Here is an 11,590-nt window from a genome sequence, read left to right on the forward strand (position 1 = left end):
GGTTAGCCTTTCTCTGTCGGGAATACCGTTGCGTGACCCTCAATGGTTTCCTGCAATGACTTGCATTTTACGCACAGGCTTGCAAACGGCATGGCCTTCAAACGGCCGACCGGGATGTCTTCCTCACAATTTTCGCATATGCCGTATTCCCCGTTCTCCAGTTTAAGAAGTGCCTGCTCGATCTGCTTTATCTTCTGTTTTTCCCTTGTATTAAGAAGCAGGTTGAATTCCCTTGACTGTTCAAGGTCGGCATCGTCAAAGATGTCACCGATTACCCTCTGTTCAGAGACATCGCTTGATTTTATGCGTTCTTCGAGGTCTTCAAGGAGTTCCTTTTTCATTGTAAGGAGGAGTTCCTTAATCTCCTGGAGATCTTTTGGTTTTAGCATCTCTTCCTCCGAATTTTCAAATGGAAGTTCGCAAATAAACATAATGGGACAGGCCTGTCAATATTCTTTTTTTCATTGAACCTGATCCCGTCATGTCCACTGACTTTGCAGTATAGGTTAGTAATAGTGATGAGCCTTAAAGAGTCAAGGGATTAAAATTTCGCATTCGACAAAGGTTAAATTTTCTGCAACCGGAACCTTTTCGGCGGGGGAAATTTCAACTCTGGCCAAAATGGCTTTTCTGTCCTTTTCAACCCGGATCATGCAAGGCATTCTGGTGTACGAAAAACCAAGTCAAGAATGTTGAGCTTAATGACGATATAAGTTCCATGAATGGAACAGAAAAAATTCACCCGTTGGAGATAGAGATAAAAAAGGTCGCTGTTCTGGGGGGAAGCATGGCTATCGTAGCCATTCCCGACATGTACAGGGATAAGGTTATTTCTTGCTGCCGGGATATGGACACGCATGTCTCTTACCTGGATTATGAGCTTGTTGCCATGATAGGCGCATCTGCAAATGACGCATCCGCCGCATTCATGTCGGTTCCCAAAGGGATCGCCATATATCCTCTTGATGGAAAAGACCTCTACAACCTTGTTTTTCTTGCAATAGAACGTCTCAATCAGATCGGAAATTCAAAGTGGGCGAAAAGCATGTGGGAAAGCATCAAGGAGACATCAATAGCCGAACATAAGGATGACCCGGAGATCAGGTTTGTATGCTCGACCTTTTACCAGTTCTATTCTTTCATTGCAAAAGAGGCTGGCATATCCGGTAATATAATCGATGAGATGCCTCCATTCAGCGGCGAATGCATAAAAGAGCTTCTGCCTGCCGGAATAGTAGGCAGAATTTCCAGACAGGATATCCCGGATGGCAATGGTCTGGATTCAGTGCTTGAAAGGTGGTCTTATCGTGAGAAATTCGAAACAAAAAAGAAAGCGGGCGCAAAAACCCTGAAAAGATTCAGGAATTTTGAGCAGCTCAATACACTGCCTGCAATCTCACACAAGATAATAGGCATTGCCCGTGATCCCGATGCAAGTGCATCTAAAATGGCATCGATAATAGAGAGCGATCCGGCAATAACTTCAAAGGTTCTGAAAGTTGTCAACTCTGCCTTTTACGGCTTTCACAGAAAGATTGAAAGCGTTGAGCATGCAATCGTGATACTGGGAAACAATGAGGTAATAAACCTATCTATTTCCCTGGCACTGAACAAATTTATTATGAACATTTCATCTGCAAAAGTAAAAAAACTCTGGATACACTGTCTGCTTACAGGGCATATATCCCACTGGCTGGGCGGCTTTTTAGGCTGCAAAGTGGCTGATCTTACATACACTATAGGACTGCTGCACGATATCGGCAAGATTGCCCTCATACAGCAGGAAGGATATTCAGGGGACTTTGAAAGATATTCAGATATCGACGCACTTGCCGAGGAAGAAAGCAGGTACGGCCTCAGCCATGCGGAACTTGGTGCATATATTGCCGACAGGTGGCAGCTTCCCGAGGATATAGTTGACGGCCTGAGGGCTCATCATCTGCCGGCATTTGCAGTAAACAGACCGCTCGCGGTGACCATCCATGTAGCTGATTACATAGCTCACACCGGCCGGCTAGACACTGACATGATCAATCATTACGCATCCGAATTCCTTGGACATCCGAATATACCATTAGGTCTGGACATTATTTCAAGGACGTATGAAGATATGAAGAAAAAAGCAGGAATGATACTTTCATCATAAAACATGAAGCAGGAACTGGAAAATATTCTCAGTGAAAAAATTGTGGCGCTTGAGCACGCCTATGAGCAGAAAATATCCGAACTTTCACTTCTGAAGGAACTCGGTGAAATACTTAAAATAACAAGCATATCCACGTGGGAAGACCTTTTTTCCAAACAGCTGGAAATTGTAAAGCATTATACCGGAATATACAGTATCTCGCTTATGGTCATGGATGAAAACAGGGACGAGCTTTACATAATAGGAGCATCCGAGCTGTCAGGAGCTAAAAAACACAATGCAATAAGGCTGAAAAGGGGGGAAGGGGTCGCAGGCAAAGTTGTCGAAAGCGTTCGCACGATATACCTGACTGATGTCAGCATCGACCCCATCTTTGCAGACAAAGGTACTGGTCAGGCAGGCTCGCTTGCCTGTGTTCCCATAATATCAGAAGGCAAATGCATAGGGGTCATCAATTTCCGGGACAGCAATACGGAGGCTTTCACTGTCAATGATATCCGGTTCTTCGAACTCATAGCAGACCAGATGTCCATTACGGTATCACTTGTAAAATCCTACAAGGAGGTCATAGCCCTTGAGAAAAAGCGAATAAATCTGAGCCGTTATTTCTCCAGGGGGCTTGCCGAACATCTGGTTGCCAATGAAGGACTCAACCAGCTTTCAGGCGAAATCAAGCACGTTACTGTATTGTTTGCTGATATTACCGAATTCACCCCCATGATTGAAAAGTATAATGTCAAGGATGTCGTGCAGATACTCAACAGGTATTTTGAAAGCGTCGTTCCGTGCATATTCGAATTCGGAGGCATGCTCGACAAATTTCTGGGTGACGGATTCATGGCCGTATTCGGTATTCCGTATTCTGACCAGAATGATCCGATAAGGGCCATAGAATGCGCTATGAAGATTCAACTGAAAGTCAAGGGGCTCAATGATGCATTGATAAAAGAGGGTTTTCGCCCCATAGATGTAGGTGTCGGCATCGCCTCCGGCAATGCGCTTGCGGGGAATATAGGAACGAGTGAACATATGAACTATACCGTGATAGGGGAACCCGTTAACATGGCTCAGAGGCTCGAATCGATAGCAGCCAATGGAGAAATTATTGTATCGGAATCCACGTATGATCTTGTCAGTGATTTTCCCGACAACAGCATTGTTTTTGAGACTATGCCGATGGTAAAGATAAAGGGGATTAGCAAAAATGTGTATCCTGCAAGGGTTCTGTATAAGAAAGAATAGCATTCTCATCAAATACAGATGAAAATAATAGAAATATTTCCCTCGATCCAGGGAGAAGGGCCGTGGACAGGCAGGCCGTGCACTTTTATAAGGCTCGCAGGATGCGTCAGGCCGTACTGTTCCTGGTGCGATACCCGATATGCCCTTTCGGGCGGGGAGGAAATGCCTGTCAAGGAAGTTCTGTCACGGATCAAAGAGCTTGAACGCTCCAGTGTCGTGATAACAGGGGGCGAGCCTTTCATACAGAAAGATGAAGTGGTTCTCCTGCATGAGGCCCTTGTTGAAAGTGGCTTCTCTGTTCAGTATGAGACCAGCGGAAAGGCGGGGATTCCTGATCTGAAATCGGCCTTTATCGTTCTCAGTCCGAAAAGACCGGGAAGAAAATGGCTTATAGACAAAACGGATATTAAGAAGGCAGACTGTTTCAAGTTCGTATATGATTCTGCAAAAACTGGCCGGTCAATAAGAAGGTTCATCAGGGATAACGGTATCGATGTGTCACGTGTGTACATAATGCCTGAGGGACAGACAAAGGAAGACCAGATTGCCATGATGCCGGAAGTATTCGAGTTCTGCATCAGCAACGGGTTCATGATGACACCCAGGCTACATGTACTGTGCTGGGGGGATAAAAGGGGAATATGAACATGCAGGTTAAGACAAACGAGGCGGTACTGCTTCTCTCGGGAGGGATGGATTCGGGCGTGCTCCTTGCGGTTTCCAGCGTCGAATATTCTAAAATACATGCCATCGGATTCGATTACGGATCAAGACATAATGCCCGGGAACTGGCTTTGGCAAAGGTACTTGCCGGCAAGTATGAAGCATCATTTACTTTAATTTCGCTTCCATTTGTGAATGAACTGTTCTCATCCAGCATCCTGCTCTCCGGCGGAGATGTCCCTGAAGGTTCATATGATGATACGAACATGCGCTCAACCGTTGTGCCTTTCAGAAACGGGATAATGCTGTCCGTTGCCATAGGCATGGCTGAAAACCTGGGGATAAAAGATGTTCTTATAGCCGCTCATGCAGGTGATCACCCAGTTTATCCAGACTGCAGGGAATCGTTCGTAACAGCCATGAGCAAGGCTGCAAAGGAAGGGACCTACACCGGTGTCAGGGTGATTGCACCTTTTGTGTCGATTTCAAAAGATAAAATAGCAGAAATTGGCAGGAAGGCAGATTTTGATTTCAGCCTTACATGGTCATGCTATAAAGGGGGCGATCTGCACTGCGGAAAGTGTGCGACATGCAATGAGCGGAAAAAAGCCCTGGGATTCGACAGAGGACTTGACCCGACAAGGTACATGGAATGAAGGAAATATTGCTGGGCAAAAAGATCGAAGGTAAACGCAGACGGGATGCTGGAATCTTGTACCCCGTAAAAAGGCCGGAACCCCGTGTCATGATGCATGGTTTTGACATATGGAGGGCTTATGAAATTTCCTGGCTGAACCCGAAAGGTTGTTCTGTCGCAGGTATAATGGAGCTGACATACCCTATAAAGAGCGCTAATATTGTCGAGTCGAAATCATTAAAACTGTATCTTAACGGTATGGCATTCGAGAGGTTTGATTCAAAGGATGAATTCATAACGACAATAAAAAATGACCTTCAGCCGGTCCTTGTTTCCCCCTGGATTGAGGTCAGGATTTATGAAGGTGATGATCTAGAGGCAATATTACCGTCAAAAATTGACGGCATCTGCATAGACGGCCTGGATACCGGGATATCCATTTACAAGCCCGATCCCGGGCTTTTGAAAACTTCTAATGAATGGGCCAGCCAAAGGCTTGTAAGCAATCTTCTTCACACCAACTGCCCGATTACATCCCAGCCGGACTGGGCAACCGTTGTCGTAGATTACACGGGGCCGGAAATATCTCATCATTCTCTTCTTGCCTATATCTGTTCGTTTCGTGACCATGAGGACTTTGCAGAGGCCTGCTGCGAAAAGATATTCGCCGATATAAGCGTTGCTTGCGCGCCTGAAAGGCTTGTAGTGCAGTGCCTTTACACTAGGCGCGGCGGCATAGACATCAATCCTTTAAGGTCTTCCAACGATATCAGATCGGAAGATGTCAAACCCGTAAGGCATATACGTCAATAGCGGCTATTCAAGCAACATTTTCACTACAACCCCGAGCATGATCATAATGAGGATGGCTCTGATATATGCAGGTTTAAGCCTGTGAGAGGTTTTTGCCCCGAAGAAGGCCCCTGCAATTCCCGCAGGGGCGGCAAGCAGAAGGATATCCCAGGCTACAAAACCCCTGCTGGCGTATACTGCTGTGGCAATGGTCGAGTTGACTGCAATAAAGAGCGCCGATGTGGTAAGAGACCTTCTCAGGTCGAGGTTGAACGCCTGTATGAGAATCGGCATAAGGAGTATCCCGCCGCCTATCCCGAACATGGATGAGAAGCATCCTATCAGAAACCCCAGCATTACAATATAAATGGTCCTTGGTTTAATGGAAAACCTGAGAGCTCGCATGAGTGCAGGCAGAAAGACAATTGCGGCAAAGAGTTTAGTCAAGATCTTTGCGGAGATCATTATTGAGATATGCGGGCCTGCAACAGCTCCTGCCAGACTTCCTGCAAGGAACAAGGCCATTATATCGACATAAGGGGCCCCTTTTCGCATATGGGTAACAAAAGAGCTCAAGCCGGCGGCAACGGCAAAACCGCTTGATGTGGCTATTGCCTTATGGATGTCAATATTGCCGTATACGGTCATGATCAGGGGGACAAATATGAACCCCCCGCCTATACCGACAAGACCGGCCAGAAAACCGGAAAGAAGTCCCACTATTACTGCCGACGCCATATCGGTAATATATCAGCATGAAAGGGCTTCCGCACGTATTCTTTTAATGGTTTTTCAAACGGACAAAAATTTGATATAGGTTTCTCATGAGAGTTAATGACTGGATGATCAAGAACGTGGTCACGATAGGCTCTGATTCGAGCGTGCTCCAGGCCCTGTCCCTTATGAAGAAAAAGTCAGTAAGACACCTTCCGGTTGTCGATGCAGGCAAATTTGTCGGCCTTATCACTTCGACTGATGCGAAACAGGCAATTCTTACCGGAATGCTTGAGACATTGCGCGTCGGTGATATTATGATGAAGAACCCGGTCACAGTCACACGGGAAACGACGCTCGAAGAAGCATCACGCATTATTTACGAACAGAAGGTCAGTTCTCTCCCCGTCGTCGAAAAAGGCAAGATTTTAGGTATCCTTACGATAATTGACATTCTCAAGGCCTTCATTGATCTTATGGGTGTTCTCAAGAGCGGGTCCAGAATAGATGTCATTCTCAAACAGGTAAACGGGTCTTTTGACGAGGTTGTTTCCATAATCGAGGCTAAAGGCGGTTATATAATAAGTGTCGGCATGTCCTTGAATGAAGACGACACGATCCATCACTTCAGGGTCTCGGGCGGCAATATAAAAGATATTGCCGAAGAGCTCCATCTGCTTGGCTACCGCGGTGTCAAGGTAACGGGGTAAGCGCTTTTTCTGCATCCGCAATTGTCACCCCTGATACCTCAAGCAGTTTTTTTCTGGTCTTTGTTCCCTTAATTATCTGAATTGACGACCTTGAAACGTCAAGCATCTTAGCAACAAAGCTGATTAGGGAATCATTGGCCCTGCCGTCCACGGGGGGTGAGCAGAGTTTAATATTAAGGGTATCTTCTTTGATGCCGGTAACGGAATTTTTTGAGGCGCCGGGCTGAACCCTGACCGATATAAGTATTTTCTGGCCCCTTGCCTTAAGCCATTCAGCCATATGGTTTTTCTTAAAGTCCTATTCTCATACGGGTTCCCAGCGCAATAAGGTATCCCGCCAGTGCATAATCAAGGAAATATATGACTGCAATAACAACAATCGGAGAAAAATCTATACCGCCGGCCCTGAGAAACGGGAGCTTCATCCTTACAAAGTAAAACAAAGGCTCTGTTGCCGAGCGAAGGAATCTGACGATCGGATTATAGGGATCCGGGTTCACCCATGATAACAGGGCGCCTATAATAACTATCCACATATAGACACTGAGAAGAATATGCAGAGTGTATCCCAGTCCTGTAAGAATATACCCGAGCAGCATGTGTTCCTCCGTTTTTTTAAGACTGATTCGAGATCATTGCCTTTTTTTTGTAAATGCAATTCAAGTGGTTTAATTTAATGTGCCGGTTGAACAAATCCCGGAACAAAACCATTTTATGCTAAGCGCACATACTTTCCCAAAGGGGATTATCAGTAGTATCGCTTACTACAACTGCAGTTTCCCCCTTTTGTGAATCTATACGCACCACAGTTCCGTTCACGGTCAATTGCGACTCTGCAAACTGGGCCGATATTGAGAGACCGAGAATATCGTTTACCCTTGCAGGCTTGATAAGTCTGAATATGCTGACTGATTCAAGACACATGCCTGTCAAGCTTATATCCCTGGTATAGCCTCTTCCGAACAGATTCGAACCTATTTTCACGAGTGCAAGATGCCTGACCTGTTTTCTTTGATGCTTCCTTTTTTCTGTATTGTCCGCTTCAGTTGATTCCATGCATCCCCCATTGTTTGTTGGGCCGTATGAAGCTGTTTGATATATTTATATTATAGCTGAAAACGGTATCAAAACAAGGGCGGAGTTCTATCCGGACATTTATCAGGATTCCTTTCCTTCAGCACTTTTCATCAATGGTCTTGCACCGCAGGGTCTTTTGGAATAGCCTTTTTTAAAACATATCAGGGGCATTGTTTATGCAAATCATCAGGCTGAAAAAGGGGTGCGAAAAAAGGCTTGCAAGAGGCCACAAGTGGGTGTTCAGCAACGAACTCGCCGAACCTCTTAAAACATTCTCACCCGGATGGGCCTGTATTTATTCTTATAAAAATGCCTTTCTAGGGACCGGATACATAAATCCCCACTCCCTTATCGCAATCAGGATGTTTTCAGGAAAGGAGGAAGCCCCTGACAGGGATTTTTTTTCGAGGCGTATAGCTGAAGCTTCAGAAAGGAAGAAAAAGCTGTATCCCGGCAGCAACACCTGCAGGATCATATTCGGTGAATCGGACGGACTTCCAGGCCTTATCATCGACAGGTACGGTGAGGTCTATGTCTGTCAGGCAAATACACGGTGCATGTCCGAGAATCAGGATACAATAAAGGATTGTATCATTGAACTGTTCAGCCCTGTAGCTGTAGTATTCAGAAACGATTCAAGGACGCGTCTTCTTGAAGGGTTGTCTCAGGAAAAGCACATTGCTTACGGGAATCTTCCGGAAAGAGTATCCGTCAGTATGAACGGTCTTGATTTTGATGTCGATGTCTTAAACGGCCAGAAAACAGGCCTTTTCCTTGACCAGAGGGACAACCGGGAGGCGTTGCGCAAATATGTCAGCGGCGGATCGGTTCTTGATTTTTTCTGTTATGACGGCGCCTGGGCGCTTGTAGCGAAATCGGCAGGGGCAAAAAGCGTAACCGGTATCGACAGTTCTCCCTTCGCTCTTGAGCGCGCAAAAAATAATGCATCCGTCAATAACCTCGAATGTGAATTTATAGCGGCAGAAGCCCTTGATGTCCTTAAATCACTAAACCGCAATTCTCAGGACATGATAATCCTCGACCCTCCGGCATTTGCAAAATCAAAAAAAGACCTGCCTGATGCTATGAGGGGATATATTGACATTAACCGCCGTGCGCTTCTTGCCCTTAAGCCTGGCGGAATCCTTGCGAGCTGCTCCTGCTCGTATAACATGAGTGTCGAAGATTTTCACGATGCTATCATAAAAGCTTCATTATCAGCCGGAAAGGAATTAAGACTTCTCGAATCAAGAGGTCAGGCCCTCGACCATCCGGTATTGCTGGCAATGCCCGAAACCGCATATCTCAAATGTCTGATACTTCAAGCAGTATGATGCTTAAAAAGCAAAAATTTGTTGATTTTGAAATCCTGACCGGATAATCAGCGCCCATGAACGTTAATATCATATCTTTCGTGGCAAGAAGTTCAGGGTCAGGCAAAACCCATATAATCGAACTCCTTATAACCGAACTTAAAAAACGAGGTCTTAAAGTGGCTGCGGTAAAGCATACAAGCCATATCCCGGAATTCGACATAAAAGGAAAGGACACATACAGATACCGGGAAAGTGGAGCGTCAAGAATCATGATATTTTCACCTCACGGAATGATGATGTATGAAGATTCGGAGCAGACCGTTCAGGAAATTGCCGAAAAGGCGGGAAAGGGCATGGATATAGTACTCCTGGAAGGTTATAAAAGCGGGCCCTTTCCGAAAATCGAGGTTTACAATCCCTCTGTTTACGAGCTTCCGCTTTGCAGGGAATTCGAGGGTAATTTTATCGGCATGGTGAGCGATGCCGATCCTGGCGTAGACATTCCCAGATTCGGATTCAACGATGTGGCAAAGCTTGCAGACTTTATCCTTTCATACCCTCCGATAAAGATTAAAGATGCTGGCAACGCCTGTTGAGATGTGTTAGAGGCAACCCATGTTTATTGTCAAAATCAAGGAAAACAAGGAGCAGCCGATACTTGCAGGCCATCCGTGGATTTTTGCAGGTGCGGTTGACAAGGTCGATTCGCACTCTGACAAATACATATGCCGGGTTCTGGATTCGACAGGCCGTTTTGTATGCCAGGGATTCTACAACCCATATTCCCAGATTGCAGTCAGGGTCATTACGCTGGGAAGGGAAAATATCGACAAAAAGCTGTTTGCAGCGAGGATTGAGAAGGCGATCTCATTCCGCAGACGGATAATTCCAGTGACGACAAACTGTTACAGGATCATAAATTCTGAAGGTGACAGACTGCCCGGCCTTGTTGCAGACAGGTACGGTGATGTCATTGTCGTCCAGTTCTTATGTATGGCCATGGATAAATTCAGGGATGACATCATTGACATATTCAAATCACATTATCCCGGCTATACGATTCACGAGAGGTCCGACGCCAAATCCAGGAAGGCCGAAGGTCTTGATATGCAGTCCGGCCCCATTTCGGGTACACTGCCGGAAGAGGACCTTGAAGTCCTGGAGGAAGGCAGCAGAATTTTCATTGATGTAAAGACAGGCGACAGGACAGGGTTCTATCTTGAATACAGGCCCATCAGAGCGCTTCTCAGATCAATTTCAAAAGGCAAGTCCGTGCTGGATCTTTTTTCATATACCGGCGGGTTTTCGCTCTCGGCGAGCCTTGCAGGGGCTTCAACAGTCACTTCCGTGGACAATTCCATATCGGCCCAGTCCATTTTGAAAAGAAACATGGAGGCGAATTCCATAAGTTCGTTTGTGTGGCATCATCAGAGGGAAGATGTCTCGGCATTTCTTTCAAGGGAATCTTCTCAGTACGATATCGTTATCTGCGACCCGCCACCGTTTTCCAGACTCGAAGACTACAACAGCATCTTTTCCCAGGCCATGAAAAGGGTGAAGCCCGGAGGCATGATGTTCGCCCTTACATCATACAGCCCCAGGTTTGGAATATACGAACTTATGAAAGCGATATCCAGGGCTGAGGGTTCGTGCGGACTGTCTGCAAGGATTACAGGAAAATTAAGCCAGGGACCCGACTATCCGTATCTGCCGTCTCATCCGGAAGGCGAGCATGTGCACGGTCTGATCGTCAATATCGAATAGGATTGTTATCCGAGTTTCGCATCAAGCAACCGGCCGCCTAATACATGTACATGCAGATGGGGCACAATCTGCGTACCGTCAGGGCCGGAATTTATGGCTAGACGATAGCCGCTATCGGCGATGCCTTTTATCCTGACGATTTCCCTGGCGGCTTTGACAATTGCAAACCACAGGTCTTTATCGATCTCTGAATTGAGGTTTTCAATATGGGTTTTCGGGACAATGAGTACGTGAACCTTTGCCATAGGCTGTATATCTTCGAATGCAAGCACCAGCTCGTCTTCATAAACCTTTGTGCACGGAATTTCGCCTTTAATTATCCTGCAAAAGATACAGCTCATTTGTCATTGCCTCCTGAATATGTAATCTCTTTCAACGCGGCTAGTATATCACTCTCCATTCCAGCCTGCCAGTCTGGCGAACATCCACCAAGCGGCATAGGCCTTCTGGTTTGCGTTTAGCGGCTGGGAATGGGCCGAACCGCAGTAGTACCATTCGATTCCCTCGGTATGAGATTTCTGCCAGTCCA

General features: G+C 46.1%; 15 protein-coding genes. 9 read left to right on the plus strand and 6 right to left on the minus strand.

All coding sequences use genetic code 11. The annotated features are described in order from the left end of the window. Nucleotides 1–2: 2 nt before the first annotated feature. The gene (locus VIS94_14425) at nucleotides 3–389 is read right to left on the minus strand and encodes a TraR/DksA family transcriptional regulator (protein ID HEY9162270.1); all 387 of its coding nucleotides are present in this window, start codon (nucleotides 387–389) and stop codon (nucleotides 3–5) included. Between the two features lie 329 nt (nucleotides 390–718). Between VIS94_14425 and VIS94_14430 the strand changes: the two genes are divergently transcribed. Genes VIS94_14430 through VIS94_14450 form a run of 5 tightly spaced genes read left to right on the plus strand, consistent with a single transcriptional unit; the run spans nucleotide 719 to nucleotide 5,501 of the window. Beyond that, nucleotides 719–2,146 carry an HDOD domain-containing protein gene (locus VIS94_14430; protein HEY9162271.1) on the plus strand — a complete coding sequence of 476 codons (1,428 nt, stop codon included), beginning with the start codon at nucleotides 719–721 and terminating at the stop codon, nucleotides 2,144–2,146. A gap of 3 nt (nucleotides 2,147–2,149) precedes the next feature. Beyond that, nucleotides 2,150–3,388 carry an adenylate/guanylate cyclase domain-containing protein gene (locus VIS94_14435; protein ID HEY9162272.1) on the plus strand — a complete coding sequence of 413 codons (1,239 nt, stop codon included), beginning with the start codon at nucleotides 2,150–2,152 and terminating at the stop codon, nucleotides 3,386–3,388. Between the two features lie 18 nt (nucleotides 3,389–3,406). After that, nucleotides 3,407–4,033 (plus strand): 7-carboxy-7-deazaguanine synthase QueE, encoded by a 627-nt coding sequence (locus VIS94_14440; GenBank protein HEY9162273.1) that lies wholly within the window; start codon nucleotides 3,407–3,409, stop codon nucleotides 4,031–4,033. 2 nt (nucleotides 4,034–4,035) lie between these two features. Further along, nucleotides 4,036–4,707, plus strand: a complete 672-nt coding sequence (gene queC / locus VIS94_14445; protein ID HEY9162274.1) for a 7-cyano-7-deazaguanine synthase QueC — start codon at nucleotides 4,036–4,038, stop codon at nucleotides 4,705–4,707. Further along, the gene (locus VIS94_14450) at nucleotides 4,704–5,501 is read left to right on the plus strand and encodes an NADPH-dependent 7-cyano-7-deazaguanine reductase QueF (GenBank protein ID HEY9162275.1); all 798 of its coding nucleotides are present in this window, start codon (nucleotides 4,704–4,706) and stop codon (nucleotides 5,499–5,501) included. Before queC ends, VIS94_14450 begins: the two co-directional genes overlap by 4 nt. 3 nt (nucleotides 5,502–5,504) lie before the next feature. On the opposite strand, the gene VIS94_14455 is transcribed toward VIS94_14450, so the two are convergent. Further along, complete coding sequence (locus VIS94_14455) at nucleotides 5,505–6,218, minus strand: sulfite exporter TauE/SafE family protein (protein ID HEY9162276.1); 714 nt, start codon at nucleotides 6,216–6,218, stop codon at nucleotides 5,505–5,507. Nucleotides 6,219–6,304: 86 nt separating this feature from the next. On the opposite strand from VIS94_14455, the gene VIS94_14460 reads away from it, so the two are divergent. Next, nucleotides 6,305–6,904: a CBS domain-containing protein gene (locus tag VIS94_14460; protein ID HEY9162277.1), complete on the plus strand. Its 600-nt coding sequence runs from the start codon at nucleotides 6,305–6,307 to the stop codon at nucleotides 6,902–6,904. Here VIS94_14460 and VIS94_14465 read toward each other — a convergent pair. The 3 genes from VIS94_14465 to VIS94_14475 all read right to left on the minus strand — a co-directional run bounded on the left by VIS94_14465 (nucleotide 6,888) and on the right by VIS94_14475 (nucleotide 7,960). Then, entirely contained in the window at nucleotides 6,888–7,184 is a 297-nt protein-coding gene (locus VIS94_14465; GenBank protein ID HEY9162278.1) for a DUF167 domain-containing protein, read from the minus strand. The two genes, VIS94_14460 and VIS94_14465, sit on opposite strands and share 17 nt — an antisense overlap. A 10-nt stretch (nucleotides 7,185–7,194) precedes the next feature. Continuing rightward, nucleotides 7,195–7,503: a YggT family protein gene (locus VIS94_14470; protein HEY9162279.1), complete on the minus strand. Its 309-nt coding sequence runs from the start codon at nucleotides 7,501–7,503 to the stop codon at nucleotides 7,195–7,197. Between the two features lie 118 nt (nucleotides 7,504–7,621). Continuing rightward, nucleotides 7,622–7,960: a PilZ domain-containing protein gene (locus VIS94_14475; GenBank protein HEY9162280.1), complete on the minus strand. Its 339-nt coding sequence runs from the start codon at nucleotides 7,958–7,960 to the stop codon at nucleotides 7,622–7,624. A 197-nt stretch (nucleotides 7,961–8,157) separates the two neighbouring features. Here VIS94_14475 and VIS94_14480 point away from each other — a divergent pair, with 197 nt between their 5' ends. Genes VIS94_14480 through VIS94_14490 form a run of 3 tightly spaced genes read left to right on the plus strand, consistent with a single transcriptional unit; the run spans nucleotide 8,158 to nucleotide 11,061 of the window. Beyond that, nucleotides 8,158–9,315 carry a class I SAM-dependent rRNA methyltransferase gene (locus VIS94_14480; protein ID HEY9162281.1) on the plus strand — a complete coding sequence of 386 codons (1,158 nt, stop codon included), beginning with the start codon at nucleotides 8,158–8,160 and terminating at the stop codon, nucleotides 9,313–9,315. Nucleotides 9,316–9,371: 56 nt separating this feature from the next. After that, entirely contained in the window at nucleotides 9,372–9,893 is a 522-nt protein-coding gene (gene mobB / locus VIS94_14485; protein HEY9162282.1) for a molybdopterin-guanine dinucleotide biosynthesis protein B, read from the plus strand. A 19-nt stretch (nucleotides 9,894–9,912) separates the two neighbouring features. After that, nucleotides 9,913–11,061: a class I SAM-dependent rRNA methyltransferase gene (locus tag VIS94_14490; protein ID HEY9162283.1), complete on the plus strand. Its 1,149-nt coding sequence runs from the start codon at nucleotides 9,913–9,915 to the stop codon at nucleotides 11,059–11,061. Nucleotides 11,062–11,066: 5 nt separating this feature from the next. On the opposite strand, the gene VIS94_14495 is transcribed toward VIS94_14490, so the two are convergent. Continuing rightward, nucleotides 11,067–11,402 (minus strand): histidine triad nucleotide-binding protein, encoded by a 336-nt coding sequence (locus VIS94_14495; GenBank protein HEY9162284.1) that lies wholly within the window; start codon nucleotides 11,400–11,402, stop codon nucleotides 11,067–11,069. Nucleotides 11,403–11,590 lie beyond the last annotated feature (188 nt).

Source organism: Desulfomonilia bacterium, assembly GCA_036567785.1.
Lineage (GTDB): Bacteria > Desulfobacterota > Desulfomonilia > UBA1062 > UBA1062 > DATCTV01.